At 70.4% G+C, this 15,147-nt stretch carries 7 protein-coding genes; 1 reads left to right on the top strand and 6 read right to left on the bottom strand.

All coding sequences use genetic code 11. The features are described 5' to 3' along the window. Positions 1-4 precede the first annotated feature (4 nt). The 5 genes from ACFYY1_RS25850 to ACFYY1_RS25830 all read right to left on the bottom strand — a co-directional run bounded on the left by ACFYY1_RS25850 (position 5) and on the right by ACFYY1_RS25830 (position 9,045). The gene (locus tag ACFYY1_RS25850) at positions 5-3,403 is read right to left on the bottom strand and encodes a PQQ-binding-like beta-propeller repeat protein (RefSeq protein WP_388589732.1); all 3,399 of its coding nucleotides are present in this window, start codon (positions 3,401-3,403) and stop codon (positions 5-7) included. A 54-nt stretch (positions 3,404-3,457) separates the two neighbouring features. Then, positions 3,458-3,643, bottom strand: coding sequence for a hypothetical protein (locus ACFYY1_RS25845; RefSeq protein WP_388589730.1), 186 nt, complete (start codon positions 3,641-3,643; stop codon positions 3,458-3,460). Positions 3,644-3,996: 353 nt separating this feature from the next. After that, positions 3,997-6,744 (bottom strand): bifunctional YncE family protein/alkaline phosphatase family protein, encoded by a 2,748-nt coding sequence (locus ACFYY1_RS25840; protein ID WP_388589727.1) that lies wholly within the window; start codon positions 6,742-6,744, stop codon positions 3,997-3,999. A gap of 4 nt (positions 6,745-6,748) precedes the next feature. Then, on the bottom strand, positions 6,749-8,107 hold the full coding sequence (locus ACFYY1_RS25835; protein ID WP_388589725.1) for an ABC transporter permease: 1,359 nt from the start codon (positions 8,105-8,107) through the stop codon (positions 6,749-6,751). Next, positions 8,104-9,045, bottom strand: a complete 942-nt coding sequence (locus ACFYY1_RS25830) for an ABC transporter ATP-binding protein (RefSeq protein ID WP_388589722.1) — start codon at positions 9,043-9,045, stop codon at positions 8,104-8,106. The genes ACFYY1_RS25835 and ACFYY1_RS25830 overlap by 4 nt, the downstream gene beginning before the upstream one ends. An 882-nt stretch (positions 9,046-9,927) precedes the next feature. Between ACFYY1_RS25830 and ACFYY1_RS25825 the strand changes: the two genes are divergently transcribed. Further along, complete coding sequence (locus ACFYY1_RS25825) at positions 9,928-13,692, top strand: S8 family serine peptidase (RefSeq protein WP_388589719.1); 3,765 nt, start codon at positions 9,928-9,930, stop codon at positions 13,690-13,692. A gap of 146 nt (positions 13,693-13,838) precedes the next feature. On the opposite strand, the gene ACFYY1_RS25820 is transcribed toward ACFYY1_RS25825, so the two are convergent. Then, positions 13,839-15,080, bottom strand: a complete 1,242-nt coding sequence (locus ACFYY1_RS25820) for an MBL fold metallo-hydrolase (RefSeq protein WP_388589716.1) — start codon at positions 15,078-15,080, stop codon at positions 13,839-13,841. Between the last annotated feature and the right edge of the window lie 67 nt (positions 15,081-15,147).

The raw sequence follows: 15,147 nt of genomic DNA, 5'->3' as shown, positions 1-15,147 counted from the left end.
TGGATCAGTGCTCGCGCAGGTGGCGGGCGGCCAGTGCGTGGATCGTGCCGTCGTCGGTGAGGGCGAAGACGTAGTCACCGCTGACGGAGAGCGCCGAGGCCACGCCGGCGCCGAGGTCGTACTGGGTCAGCAGCTTGCCGGTGGAGCGGTCCAGGACGACCAGTCGGCCGTCGCGGGTACCCGCGTACACCAGGTCCTTGGTGACCAGGGCGTGTGCGGTGGGCGACCCGGGGCCCTCGGTGCACCCCTTGGCGACGTTCCACTTGTCGTCCAGCGGGCTCCTGCCGGGCTGGTAGCCGACCTCGGTCTCCCAGATCGGGTCGGACGGGTCGGCCGCGCCGGTGTCGTAGGCGCGGATGACTCCGTCACGCCCGGCGACGTAGGCGGTGCCGCCCCGGATCGCGGGACTGGTCAGCGGGGGCGGGCCGGGCTCGCACGCGCTGCCGCCGCCCAGCGGGGCCTGCCACAGCACCTCGCCGGTGCCGAGGTCGTGCGCGCGGACGCCGCTGTTCGTCATCGTCACCAGCTGCGGGGTGCCCGTGGCCGGGTCGGTCAGGGCCGGGGAGGAATGACTGGCGATGTCGCCGTTGGTGTCCTTCGCCCACAGCTGACGGCAGCCGACGAGGTCCATGGCGACCACCGTGTTGCTGGATCCGGTGTGCAGGTAGGCGATGTCCGAGCCGGGCTGCCGGACAGCCGTGCTGTGGAACTGGCCCCAGCTCGCCGCGCCCCCGAAGCCGCCCAGCAGCTCGCCGGTGCCGGCGTCACGGCACTCGATCCTGTCCCAGTTCTGGTAGACGGCGACCGTGCGCGTCCCGGCCTTCAGGTCGAAGACGGTGACCGGGCCACCGGCCCGGCCGTACCGGCGCACGGTGTCGCCGTGCTGCTCCTCGTCCTCGATCTTCTGCCAGACGACATGGCCGTCCTCGGCGTCCAGCGCGTAGATCCGGCCGACCGCGGTCGTCATGTAGACCTTGCCGTGGTGGTAGGTCGGCACCGACTCGGCGTCACCGTCCAGATAGGTACGCCAGATCTCGCGGCCGGACTTGATGTCGTAGGCCAGCATCATGTGGTGCGGCGAGTCGAACGCCCTGGAGGAGACGATCGCCTTGCCGTCCACGACGACCGAACCGTTGAGGTTGAACTGCTCGCCGGTGTTGGCCGCCCACTGCAGGTCGAGCGCGGTGCCGGGGTTGTCACCGCTGTCGGAGCGGCCCGCCTCGTCGCGGCCCTGACGCAGCCAGTCCTGGCCGGTCCTCGGCGCGGCGATCTTGCCTTCGGGCTTCACCGTGAAGGTGTTGGTGATGGTGGGCCACGCCTTGCCCCGGGTGTCGACCGCGGTCATCGCCGCCGTGTAGGTGCCCGGCTTCATGCCGGGGAGGCTGCCGCCTGCCCGGGTCCACGAGGTCCGGGCGGCCGGGCAGGGCTCGGTGGCGCCGCCGGGGGTCTTGTAGCAGTTCTCGACACCGGTCCTGCGGGCCTTGGCGCCGAACTCCATCCGGTCGTCGTGCCAGCGGATGCGGCCGCGGGAGTCGCGAACGATCAGCGAGGCCGTGGCAGGGGTGCGCCCGGCGTCCTCGGCGTACAGCTCGACCGGGATTCCGGCGCTGTTGCCGTGCACACTGCCCTGGGCGGGGCTGACCAGCGCGACCGCGTCGTGCACGTCGAACTGTCGGTGGGTACCCATGACATAGCCGGTGTCCTCGTTCCGCGCCGTCCTCGGATCGTCGTGGATGCCCTTGAAGTCGAGGATCTTGAAGTCCGGGTGGGAACCGTCGATGCCGTAGGTGCCCTGGTTGTTGACCTCGACCGAGCGGTCGAAAGCACCACGGCGGTACTCGGCCTGCTGGTTGTGGCCCGCGGCGAAGAGCCGCACATCGTACTTGGACAGCTCGTCGACGGTGGGCTGCATGCCGGCGCCGGGTCCCCATACGGTGAACAGGGACCGGTGTGCGAAGACGAGCACCTGCTTGCCGGCCGCGTGGCGCCTGAGGTCCTCGCGCAACCACTCCAGCTGCGGCTTCAGGCCGCTGGAGTCGTAGTTGTCCTCAAGGACGACGATGTGCCGGCCGTTGCGGTCGAAGCTGTACCACTCGGGACCGAGGTTGCGGCGGTAGTACTCCAGGCTGCCGCCGTATCCCTGCGAGGTGGCGGTGCCGCCGACGTCGTGGTTGCCGACGACGGGGTAGAAGGGCATGCCGAGCCTGCCGTCGACCAGTCCCTTGCGCAGGATGTCGTAACCGGCCTGGCGGCGCGGCTCCGCCGCGTAGTCGGTCACGGTGTTGTCACCGGTCGCGATGGCCATGGTGGCGCCGTCGACCTCGGACATCGTCTCGACCTGCCCGGTCCACTGCGGCAGGGTGGAACGCGCCGCGCCGTCCGAGGTGTTGGACACCTCGATGTCGGAGTTCATCACCCACTTCTCGCGCGGGTCGGCGGCGTTCTCGTCCGGCACGAGAGCGAAGTCGATGCCGGAACCACCGCCCTCCGGAACCCTGTGGAAGAACTGCGGTACGTAGTCGTCGCGCAGTGCCGGGGTGTAGCCGTTGGGAGAGACGACGCTGACGAGGTCGGTCTCCCGGCGGGCCGGGTCGATCTGCAGGCTGTACGAGCCGTCGGGGCCGGTCGTCGTCCAGACGGAGCCGTCCGTGACATCGACCCCGGGCATCGGAGTCTCGCCCGCGTCGCGCCTGCCGTTGCCGTTGGTGTCCTTGAAGACCGTGCCGGTGACCGTGTCCGTGGTCGCCGCCACCTGGGCGAGCGGCGCGGCCGCTGCCACCTGAGGGGCCAGGCAGGACAGCGCCACCACGCCGACGGTGGCCAGTTTCGCCGGCTTGCGGCCGGCGCCGGTCCTGGCGGCCGTCCGGCCGGGCCGGAGCCGTCCGGTGCGGATCCGCCACACCGCGAGCAGCAGCGCGGCGGCCAGTGCGACGCCGAGTGCCACCGCTGTCCACGGAAACGTGGGCAGCGCGTGGGCGCCCGACGCGTCGACGACGGGGGTCCGCGCGTTGGCATTGGCCGTGGTGCCGTCGAACTCGGCGACGACCTGGGTCAGACCGCCCTGCTTCAGCATCGCGCTCAGGTCGAGCTGGTCGACGTGGCAGTTCCACGCGAGCTCGACCACGACCCCGCCGGGGACGCCGCCAGAGTCTCCGGCGACACCGGATCCGGTGGCGGGGCAGCTGGGGACGCTCAGCAGGTTCGAGGCCCAGGCACCCGCGTTCTGCGGTGACGTCACGTCACGGTGGACGACCAGCCGCCCGCTCGTGACGTCGTTCTTGGTGGATATGACGATTTCGCCGTGCTGCGGCGACACATGCGCCGCAGCGGGCTGCACACAGAAGCCCAGGATGAGGTAAAGCAGCGCAAGGCCTAGACCTGCTGCTTTGGGGAGGAATCTCATGGGCCAGGAGGCTAGCTCGACCGGACAGCTCGCCAGTCGGGGAAGAAGCGATCTTCATCGAAGGGTCCACGGGAATTCACGCGAGCCCTTGCACCACGCGGTGAACGGCAGCCGCCCGGTGCGGAGTTCGAACAGGACGCAGCCCACCGCGTACAGATCGCTGCGCTGCTCCGGGTAGCCGCGGGCCTGCTCGGGCGCCAGATACGCAGCCGTACCGACGACCAGTCCGGTGCGGGTCATTCGACCGTCGGTGGCCGAGGGGTCGGCGGCCTTGAGGGCGAACGCAGCAGCCCCACAGCCCTGCCCGGGTTCTGCCCGGTGGATCTCGTGACTCCGGATCACCGGGAGCTCACAGAGCACGGTTGTAGCCACGGTCGGCGAACAGTTGCCGGGGCGGTGACACGGTCGGCCGGTGGCCCCTCGGACACGGGGGATCGTGTCGAGCCGCGACAACCCGGTCCAGGTCGCCTTCGGCCCGGGGCGGCAGGGTGGTGAAGCCCCGCTCCCAGGTGCCGTCGGCCGCCCACTTCCGCAGCCGGAAATGAGCGGCCTGCCACGGGCCGAGGTGTCGTCCCTCAGCCTGCCGACAGACGTCAGTCGTCAGCCTCCGCCGACGGGATGTAGGCGCCTGGCACGTCCTCCGGCGCGAAGATCTCGTCCTCGCCGGGGTACGGCTTCTTCCATCCGTGCGTCTCGTACCACGTGAAGTGATTCATCTGCGCGGGGTTCGCGAAGTCGAGCTTGGCGTTGGGCCCGGTCATCCGCTGGTGCGACTTCCAGTCGTCCCACTCCGCCGCGAGCTCCTGCTTGTCCGCCGGTACCGTCACCGACGGCGCGGGCGCCGCACTGGGGTTCTGCGGCGCGGGGGTGTCCAGGCCGCAGGCAGGCGGGGTCGCCAGACCATCGGTCAGCGGGACCCGGTTGGGCAGAGCGGTGAACGGTGTGAAGTCCGCGTTCCGGGTGAACGCCCCGCGCATCGGACTGGCCGCGCTGTCCTTCTGGTTCATCGGGTGGATCCCGAGGATCTGCTCGATGGTCCGCAACATCGTGATCTGCGAGTAGTAGCGGCTGTCGACCTTGCCGTGCTGCGCCCAGGGGCTGATGACCTGGATCGGGGAACGGTGGCCGTCGACGTGGTCGAGGCCGGCCTGGGAGTCGTCCTCGACGACGAAGACCGCCGAGTCCTTCCAGTACTTGCTGTGCGAGATCTCGTCGACCACCTTGCCGACCGCGAGGTCATTGTCCGCGACCTGGGCGGGCCCGTTCGGCGGGCCACCGGTGTGGTTGTTGGGGAACGTGAGCAGGTTCAGGTTCGCCGGGCCGTTCTTCTCGAAGTCCTGCTTCCAGATCTGGTACCTGTACACGTCCGGGACACTGCGGTCGACCGCCGGGAAACCGGGCACCGACACCTTGTTGAGCGACGGGATCGGCGAGCCCGTCTGTATGGGGTAGGCGGTCTTCTGCCCGGTCGCGTCCATGTTCTTGGCGTCGCAGTACAGGTTCTGCCAGCTCGCGCCGGACGGCTTCCTGTAGACCGAGTGGAACTCGCCGAAGTCCCGCACGGTCTTCCCCGCCGCCTGCGCACCGGTCCAGATGAAGCCGGACTTCTGGTGGCCGAGGGCGTCGTCCTCGGTGGCGTAGCTGCGCACGTACTCACCGGCCGAGGACTCGGTGTACTCCGGGTTGTCGGCCTGCATCAGCCAACTGTGGCCCTCGGCGGAGTTCGTGCCGATGGCGTACGTGTTGTCGTACAGCCCGAACTGCTTCGCCAGCGCGTGCTGGTTCGGCGTCACGTTCTCGCCGAACTGTGTGAGCGACGGGTCGCCGTTGCCCTGGGGCATGTCACCGAAGACCTGGTCATAGGTCCGGTTCTCCTTGACGAGCAGGAAGACATGCTTGATCGTCGAGGGGTCGCCGAGCTTCACCGGGACCGGCACCGGCTTCGCGTCTCCCGCGCCCCGGCTGACCGAGCTGCCGTGCCAGCCGTTCTGGGTGAACACCTTGCCGGTCTCGGACTTGATGACGCTGTCGTCCGGCAGCGTGAACTGCGTCAGGCTCGACGTCGTGTCGTAGGTGCTGTGCGCGCCTCCGCTTCTGGGGCGGCGGGCGTCGATGCCACGGGTGTTGGAGACGACGACGTTCTTGCCGACAGTGGCGATCTCCGCGGGGAAGTAGTCCGTCGGAAGCAGGCCGACGTAGCCGGCCGGCTCCTGCGGGGAGGTGTACCGGTAGACGGCGACGGCGTTCGCACGGCCGAGCGTCACCAGCAGGCGGCCGTCGTCGGTGAGCGTCACCGCGTTGGGTTCGTATCCGACCGACGCCTCGGGCCACGGCTGGGTGGCGATGGTCTGCACGACCTTGTCGTTGGCGGTGCTGATGACCGACACGTTGTCGTCGGCGGTGTTGGTGACGAACACCGCCCCGTTCCTGGCGTACACCGCGGTCGGGTGCAGACCGACGTCGATGCTCCCGACGGCGGCGGACGGGTCCGCCAGGTCGATCACGCTGACGGTGCCGGTGGTGGTGGCACCGGTGTCCGGGTCGGCCGGCACCTGGGTGCCGTAGGAGTTCAGGGTGGTCTCGCCGGCCTTGGCCGGACGACCGCCCTCGTTGCTGACGTAGAGCTTGTCGCCGGCGGTGGCGATGCCACGGGGCGCGTTGCCCACGGTCCAGCTCTGCTTGAGGGTGCCGGTCGCCGCGTCGATGGCGACCACCCGGTTCTGACCGTTGACCGCGGAGTACGCGGTGGAGCCGTCGGCCGAGAACACTGCCGCACCCACCAGCGCGCGCTTGGACCCGACCTGCGGGATGCGGATGGACTTCGGGTTGGCGAGGGTGCCGTCCGGGTTCACGGTGAACACCGTGTATCCGTCGGCCTGGCCCAGCCACAGCCGCGAACCGTCGGGCGAGTACGTGGGGCCCTCCTGGCCCACGTCGTTGCCGCTGATGCGCAGGTCCGCCGACGCCGAGTTGCCGACGCGCTGCTTCACTTGCCCGGTCTTGAGGTCCATGACGACCAGCGCCATCCCACCGGTGGTGACCGAGGCCGCGAGGCGGGTGCCGTCCGGGCTGACCGCGGACGACATGATCTTGCCGTCGTTGATGACGGTGCGGTCGCCGTACGGGGCGATGTACTGGTTCGCGGAGACGACCTGGCCGTCAGCGGTGATCTGGCCGACCTGCTGGGTGCCGAACTGATGCGTCTGGGCAACCGCGGTGCCCGTGACAGCCAGGGCGACAGCGATGCCCGCTGTTACGAGCGTGGCCCGGCGGCTGACGCGTCTGCCGAAAAGGCTGATCTGTTCCTTCTCATTGGTCCGACGCTGCCGTGTCACCTGCATGGAATTATCCCTTCGGGGTGGGGTCGAGCAGCTCGACGTTGCCGTCGAACTGCCAGAGCGGGTTCGGTGTGTCCCCGGTCGGGGTCCGCACCAGGAAGTAGCCGTTCACTTCCTTCGGTCCGTCGCCGTCGGCCACGAACCGTCCGTCCGAGGCGACGTCGATCTGGTAGATGGCTGTCCCCGGGGCCGCGGCGCCGGGGAGATACCAGGTGACGACACAACGCCAGTCGTTGCCCGCCCCCTGGGGGGCGACCTGGCCGCCGCCCTTGTTGCACGCCGCCGTGGCCCGCAACTGCGCCTCGGTGACGTCCGGGCGGTTGAGCTGCTCGGTCTGCATGCGATAGAGGTGCGCGAACGCCGTGGCGACCGACCGCTGCACCTTGTCGTGTTCGATGCCGGAGCCCGTCGACGGTGTCGCCACGGCGACGACCGCGACGGTGAGGGCTGTCAGCCCGGCCAGCGGCAGGAATCCGGTGGTGATCGCGCGGCGCCCGGAACCGTCGTAGGCCGGGTTGGTGAAGTCGCGCCGCAGGAAGAGCAGATACGCCAGCACGGTCGCGAGCACCGCCCACACCAGGCTGACCACGATGCCGATCAGAAGCGGGCCGACCTGTGCGGGGCTGGTGAACAGACCGTTCCAGGCGGTGAAGGCGTAGCCGGGCAGGGCGAGGCGCACGGCGACGGGCAGCGGCAGCATCTGGGCGACCTGCATCGCGAGCGCGACAAGCGCGGGAAGCAGCAGCCCCATCGGGGATCGTCCCAGCGCGACCGAGCCGAGCAGTCCGATCGCGGCGAGGGCCAGAGTGGGGGCGAGTGCGCAGAGCCAGGCGAGGAGAACCCTGCCGGCGGCGTCCGCCGGTGCCAGCAGATGGCCGTCGAGGCCGACCAGCGGCTGGTTGCCGGCCGTGACGACCCCGCCGACCGTGCTGGAACAGGCCAGTCCGGCCACGAGCAGCAGGATGACGGTAAGGCCGGCCAGCACCTTCGCGGCGAAGATCCGCCGGGGCGAACGAACTGCCACGAGCAGGTGGCGCCAGGTACCGAGCCGGTCCTCGGAGGCGAACACGTCGCCGGCGACCACCGAGGTCAGCAGTGGGAGCGCCCAGGTGCCCGCGAACCCGAGCACCACCAACGGCCCGGCCCAGCCCGTGGCGTGCATCCAGCGGCCGAAGAGGGTGTCGGAGGGAAGCGTGCTCTGCAGGCTCACCCCGGCGACGAACAGCGCCGGCACGATCCAGCAGACGAGGACCAGCAGGCGGACCCGCCATTGCGATACCAGCTTGACCAGTTCGAAGCTGTAGCCGCGCGACACCGGGACGCGACGGGTGCCGGTGGTGTGCTCGGGAGCGGTGGTCGCGGTCATCCGCCGGCCCCTTGCTGCTCGGTGAGGGCGAGGAACGCGGCCTCCAACGGCGAAACCACGGGGGCGAGTTCACGCAACGCGATGCCTGCCCCCACGAAACGCACCACGAGTTCGTCGAGCGCCGGCACCGGCGCGTTCACGACGAGCATCTCGGTGCCGTGCCGTGTCCCCGCGTCGCCGACGACGCGGACCCCGGCCGTACCGTCGGCCAGTTGGCGGGCGGCCTTCGGGTCGGAGGTGAGCAGCCGGTAATCGAGTTCACAGCTCTCGGCGGCGAGCCTGCTCAGCGGGCCGGAGAAGACGACCCGTCCGGTGGCGAGGATGGTGACCTCGGAGCACAGCGCCTCCAGATCCTCCATGCGGTGGCTCGAAAGCACGACGCACGTGCCGTCCGCTGCGAGCCGGGTGAGGACACTGTGCACGTGCTTCTTGCCGGCCGGGTCGAGGCCGTTGGCGGGTTCGTCGAGCACGAGCAGTTGGGGTTTGGTGATCAGAGCCGCGGCGAGCCCGAGCCGCTGGCGCATCCCGAGGGAGAAGCCGCGGGCCGAGTCGTCGGATACGTCGGTGAGCCCGACCTGGTCGAGCACGTCGTCGATCCCCGCCTTCCGCGCGTCGAGGCCGCGCAGAGCGGCCAGCGCGGCGAGGTTCTGCCGTGCGGTGAGTGAGGGGTAGAGACCGGGTCCGTCCACGAAGCCCGCGACGCCGTCGGGAGCGGCGAGCGTCCGCCCGACCGGTGTCCCCAGGATCTCCAGGTGTCCGCTGTCGGCGACGGCCAGGCCCAGCAGGAGCCCGAGCAGTGTTGTCTTGCCGGCACCGTTCGGTCCGACCAAGCCGTGAATCCGTCCCTGCATCACTTCCAGTTCGATGCCGTCGAGTGCGACGACGTCACCGAAACGCTTGGTGATCCCGCGAGCCCGGACTGCGAGATGTGGGTCCATGAGTTCCTTCCTTCGAATGCCTCAAGGACCCTAGGAACGTCATACAGAACGAAGGCAGGGACGCCAGTTGAACATTGATTGAATGGACGACGATCGGTGTCCGTCGACGTCCGCCGATGTCTGTCGGCATTTCGACCGGCACTGCTTCGATGGCCGGATCACGGAGCCCGCCGGGCCGTCAGGAACTCGCAACCGCGGGCAAGGGCCTGACCGCCCCTTCGGTCAGGCATCGAGTTGTCGCGCCACCCGGTGCCGTACTTGGCGGATCACTGTCATGTCGGCTGTCCGCCGCCGGCATCCGTGGTCGCCGTCAAAGCGCCGTGGGAGGGTCCTGGTGCCCGCTTGTCGCGCCGCGCACCCCGACCGGACGCCACCCGAACCTGGTCGGCACCGAAGAAGGCTGCAGGTGCCGGTACTTGGAGGACTCCTGGCTGACCCACGTGCGCCGCACACATGCCGGGCCGACGGGCCGGCTGCTCACCTTGTTCGGCCGGCCCGAGTCTCCGGACCCCGCAGCACAACGAGGTTCGTGTGACTGACAAGGCGACGGAGCACGGCCGCCCCATCAGCACGGCGCGCGGTCCACCGTCCCTGTGCTGTACCGCTCGCACTTGCAAGCGACACAGTTCCAGCTGGCTGCCCATCGGGGTGAACTCCCGTGCTTTACCGGCCCGTTAGCCAAATGCGCCTCCGCGTACGGCAGTTGCACCGGCCGTCCGGTGCGCGATCCACGCGCGGCCGTGCATCGCAGCGGGTGCTGGCGGGAAGCCGACATGACCCGTCCCCGCCAAGATCTGCCCTGGACCGGGCGGCACCGACCCACCACACTCTTCGCAGCACTCGGGAATCACCCTCTCCCGGGTCCGATGAAGAGAGGGATCCATGACAAGAGTTCCCCCGAAACGCAGAGCCGGGCTGATGTCGGCCGGACTCGCACTCATCCTTCTGCCGACCGGTATGGCGGGTCAGGCAGCCGCGGCCGGACCGGACGGCGGCAGCCAGGCGGCAGCGCACACCAGCGCCGGAGCCGCACGCCCCACGGCCACCGCCCACGTCACCCACACCGTCACACTCGTCACCGGCGACAAGGTCACCGTCACCGACCTCGGCCGGGGCAGGGGGACGGTCAGCGTCGACCGCCCCGAGGACGCCACCGGAGCCGTCCGCACCGAGACGGCGAACGGCCACATCACCGTCGTCCCGGACGAGGCACTGCCGTATCTGCGCGCCGGCACCCTCGACGCGCGACTCTTCGACGTGACCGAGCTGATACGCCAGGGCTTCGCCGACGGGGACGAAGGCGCGGCGGACGGACTGCCGTTGATCGTCACCTACGACAGGAAGGCACGGACGGCGCCGAATCCGCCGCAGGGCGCCGAGAAGGTGCGGTCCCTGCCCAGCGTCGGCGGCTCCGCGGTCCGCGCCGGCCAGGAGCGCGAGTTCTGGCGTTCCGTGGCCCCGCATGCCACCAAGGCCGGTGCGCGCACGGCGACTTCGGACGATGCGCACTTCGCCGAGGGCATCGAGAAGGTCTGGCTCGACGGGCGCGTCGAGGGCGACATGGCCGAGTCCAACGCGCAGATCGGCACACCGCGGGCCTGGGAGTCCGGACTCACCGGCAAGGGCGTGTCGGTCGCCGTGCTGGACACCGGCGTCGACGCCGGGCACCCGGATCTCGCGGGACGCGTCTCCCGGTCGAAGAGCTTCATCGAGGGGCAGGAGGTCGCCGACCGCAACGGACACGGCACCCATGTCACCTCCACCGTCGGTGGAACCGGCGCCGCCTCTGACGGCAAGGAGAAGGGTGTCGCGCCCGACGCCACCCTCGCCGTCGGCAAGGTCCTCACCGATCAGGGTTTCGGCAGCGAGTCACAGATCATCGCCGGTATGGAGTGGGCCGCGCGGGACGTGCACGCCAAGGTCGTATCGATGAGCCTCGGCTCGTCGGAGGGCAGCGACGGCACCGACCCGATGGCCCAGGCCGTGAACACGCTCTCCAAGGAGACCGGCGCACTCTTCGTCATCGCCGCCGGAAACGCCGGAGCCCCCGGCACGATCGGCTCGCCCGGCGCCGCCGACTCGGCGCTCACCGTCGGTGCCGTCGACTCCGCCGACCGGGCCGCGTCCTTCACCAGCCAGGGCCCCCGTTACGGCGACAACGCCCTCAAGCCCGACGTGTCCGCGCCCGGCGTGGGCATCCTCGCCGCTCGCTCCCAGCTGATCAGCGGCAGCGGCTACTACACCTCGCTGAGCGGTACGTCGATGGCCACGCCGCATGTCGCGGGCGTGGCCGCGCTGCTGGCCCAGAAGCACCCCGACTGGACCGGCGCGCAGCTCAAGGACGCGCTGATGTCTACCTCGAAGCAGCTCGGCGTGTCCTCGTACGCACTGGGCGCGGGCCGGGTGTCCGTGCCCGCCGCGATCGACGCGCAGATCACCGCGACCGGCAGCGCCGACCTGGGCTTCCACAGCTGGCCCTACGCGGACAACAAGCCGGTGACCAGGACGCTCACCTACTCCAACGCCTCGGACCAGCCGGTCGAGCTGAGCCTGGCCGCGCAGGGCGCTCCCGAGGGCGTCGTCTCACTCGCCGACACATCGCTGACCGTGCCCGCGCACGGCACCGCGTCCACCACGGTGACCGGTGACGGCGCGAAGGCGGCTGTCGGCAACACCAGCGGACAGATCGTGGCGAGCGCCGGCGGTGCCCCCGTCGCGCACACCGCCTTCGGCCTGGTGAAGGAGGAGGAGCGGTACACGCTCACCGTCCACGTCAAGGACCGCGACGGCACCGCGACCGCCGCGAACGTCACGCTGCAGCAACTCACCAAGGAAAGCGACCCGTTGCCGGCTTATGTCGGCGACTCCGGCACTCTGAAGCTGCGGCTGAAGCCGGGCATGTACAGCCTGACGTCGTTCCTCGCCGTGCGCGGCAGCCACGGCGCCGACTCGCTCGGCCTCGGCTTCCTCACTGCCCCCCAGATCGCCCTCGACCAGGACCGCGAGGTCACCCTGGACGGGCGGCAGCTGAAGGAGATCAGCGCCAGGGTCGACCGGCGCACCGAGACCCGGCAGCTGGTCATGGAGTACAGCCGCAAGGCGAACGGCGCCGACCTGCTCGGCGCGGTCCAGGTGCCGCTGACCTACGACAGCGTCTTCGCCGCCCCCACCGACAAGGTCACCGACGGCAGCTTCGAGTACCGCACGGTCTGGCGGCTCGGCAAGCCGCTCCTGGAGGCCGAGGCGGGCGGCAGGCCGCTGGAGGGTGCCACCGTCCAGGCCGGCAGCGCCCTCACCGACAGCCGCAGCACCGTGCCCGTCTTCGACGCGGGCAGCGGGGCACCCGCCGACTACACCGGCAAGGACGTGCGCGGCAAGGCCGTCGTGGTCCGCGCCACCGGCGCCATCCCGCCGGTCGAGCTGGCTCAGACGGCCCAGGACGCGGGCGCCAAGGCGCTGCTCGTCACCGACGACAAGCCGGGCCGGCTGATGAACTGGTTCGGCAACGCCGACCGCACCAGCCGGTCGCTGCTCGTCGCCACGGTCAACGCCGCGGACGGGGCCCGGCTGATGTCCGCGGCCAAGGCGGACGAGCGCGTCAAGCTGACGAGCACCCGCAACTCGCCCTACATCTACGACCTGTCCGACGGCCATCCCGGCGCCATCCCGGACCACCTGACGTACAGCCCGCGGGAGAGCGAACTCGCCCGGCTGGACGACAAGTTCCACGCGGTGAAGCCCGCCCCGGGCGGCGAGTTCCGCTACTCCATCACCGACACCTTCCGTTACGGCCTCGGTCTCCCCGAGCGCATCGACTTCCCGGCCGAGCGCACCGACTTCGTCTCCGCCGGCCCCGGTCAGAAATGGCACGAGTCCGTGATCACCGTGCCCCGCGGCATCGAGGAACGCAGCGGCCTGGTCACCTACCGGGGTGGCACCCGCAGTGAGGTCGACTGGTTCAAGCCGGTCTGGCACCCCTGGCTCGGCACCGGGCTCGCCTGGGGCCAGCAGCGGGCCGGGAACGACCTCCAGTTCAACACCCCCGGCTGGGGCGACTCCGGCCCCGACCACACCGGATTCGGCGACGTGTGGAACGACACGTCCGTCAAGCAGACCACCGAGGTCTACGTCGACGGGACACGCGTCGACCGGCGTACCGGCTCTGCCGGGTACGCGCGTAGGGCCGATCCGGCCGAGCACACCTACAAGGTCGTCACCGACACCGCGCTCGACCCCGAGCGCTGGAAGCTGTCCACGAAGGGCCACTCCGAGTGGACCTTCAAGTCCGCCGAGACGCCCGCCGACAGGTGGACGGTGCTTCCGCTGCTCAACCTCGGCTTCGACGTCGACACCGACCTCGCGGGCAACGTCCGCGCCGGGCAGCGCCTGCCCATCGGGATCTACTCCGAGTACGTCAAGGGCGCACCGGACACCGGGACCATCGGCGACGGCACCCTCCAGGTGTCGTACGACGACGGCCGGACCTGGACGTCCGTGGGCCTGGACCGCGACGGGAACAAGGCCGCCTGGCGCGGCACCCTGAAGGTGCCCGCCGACGCGCGGTTCGTCTCGCTGCGCGCTTCCGCCCGCGACGACCGGGGTGGCCAGGTCACCCAGGAGATCACCCGGGCGCTCGGCGTGAAGTGACGCCCTCCGGCCCCCGTGGCCATGGGGTGAGCCGTAGGCGGCGCACCCCCGAATGACAGGACGGCGCCGTCTCCCGCGGGACCCGGGAGGCGGCGCCGCTTGCTTCGGTTCAGCCCGTCACGTTCCGGTTCTCGTTCTGACCCGAGTCACCGCTCACCGGCGAGATCAAGATCGTGATCGTCCTGGCCCCGGGCCATGCCCGATGCCCCGCCGCGGCGCCAGGGGTGCCCGAGCGGAGCGGCCACGGACCGCCACCAGGGATCCAGGGGAAGTGTTCCCGCGGGCTCGAAGGGCTCGCCCGGCCGGGGGAACGCAGCCGGCTGCTCGGCTTCCTCGGCGGCGTCCCTGGTCCACTCGCCGGGCTCCGCCCAGGGGTGCAGGGAGAGGTTGAACGTGCCCCAGTGGATGGGCATCATGACGCCGTTCGGCCTGCCCCCTTGCAGGTCGAGGTGGGCCTGGATGCCTTGGGCAGGCGTCATGTGGATGTCCGGCCACCCACCGGGCAGTGGGGCACTGTCCGTGTGGTTCTCGGGCCAGTACTGGGAGTACGCACCGATCTGGATCATCGTCGCGTCGAACGGGCCGTGCTCGGCGCCGATGTCCTTGAAACCGGGAAAATAGCCGGTGTCGCCGCTGTGGTAGATCCGGTGCTCGGGGCCGGTGACGACCCAGGACGCCCAGAGCGTGTGCTGCTGGTTGCGCAGCCCTCGCCCGCAGAAATGGCGCGCCGGGGTGGCGGTCAGCCTGATCCCGGCGATGTTCGTGGACTCGTTCCAGTCCAGTTCGCGCATCCGGTCGGTGGACACGCCCCATCGCTCCAGGTGGGCGCCGACACCCAGCGGGACGGCGAACACCGTGTCCGTGCCGGCGAGGGCCCGGATCGTCGGAAGGTCGAGGTGGTCGTAGTGGTCGTGCGAGATCACCACCGCGTCCACCGGCCCGAGAGCGGCGAGCGGCAGCGGGACGGGGTGCAGGCGCTTGGGCCCGGCGAAGGCGAAGGGGGAACAGCGCTCGCCCCAGACCGGGTCGAAGAGCACCCGTCGGCCGTCGATCTCGGCGAGCACACTGGAATGGCCCATCCAGGTGAGCCGCAGCCCCGTGGCGGGCGGCTCGGCGAGGTCCGCGTAGGTGGTGGCGTGGACGGGCACGGTGCCGGCCGGTGCCCTGCGTGCCCGCTCCTCCTTGCGGAAGTAGACCTTGGCGAACTCCAGGGCTGATCCGGACGGCCTGGTCCGCGCCCCCACCGGGTTCTGGAAGACCCCGTCGGCGAAGTTGGGCGAGCGGCGGATGCGCTCCATGCGGGCACCGCCCGGGTCCGCGCCGAATGCGGCGGGGCGCAGCGAGCGCAGCCGGGTGCGGAGCGGAGGCAAGGGGTCGGCGCCGGTCACAGCATCTCCTGGGGGAGTCGGTGTCGTCTCATTATGGGTGGGGGTACGACGGTGCGAGAGCGGAGAG

Source organism: Streptomyces sp. NPDC001890 (assembly GCF_042891445.1).
In the GTDB taxonomy this organism is placed as follows: domain Bacteria; phylum Actinomycetota; class Actinomycetes; order Streptomycetales; family Streptomycetaceae; genus Streptomyces.
This window is presented reverse-complemented; position numbering and strand designations above follow the sequence as displayed.

Coding starts and splice junctions, on each gene's coding strand:
- ACFYY1_RS25840 (WP_388589727.1), bottom strand. CDS start 6,744: ATGCAGGTGACACGGCAGCGTCGGACCAATGAGAAGGAACAGATCAGC.
- ACFYY1_RS25835 (WP_388589725.1), bottom strand. CDS start 8,107: ATGACCGCGACCACCGCTCCCGAGCACACCACCGGCACCCGTCGCGTC.
- ACFYY1_RS25845 (WP_388589730.1), bottom strand. CDS start 3,643: ATGACCCGCACCGGACTGGTCGTCGGTACGGCTGCGTATCTGGCGCCC.
- ACFYY1_RS25825 (WP_388589719.1), top strand. CDS start 9,928: ATGACAAGAGTTCCCCCGAAACGCAGAGCCGGGCTGATGTCGGCCGGA.
- ACFYY1_RS25830 (WP_388589722.1), bottom strand. CDS start 9,045: ATGGACCCACATCTCGCAGTCCGGGCTCGCGGGATCACCAAGCGTTTC.
- ACFYY1_RS25850 (WP_388589732.1), bottom strand. CDS start 3,403: ATGAGATTCCTCCCCAAAGCAGCAGGTCTAGGCCTTGCGCTGCTTTAC.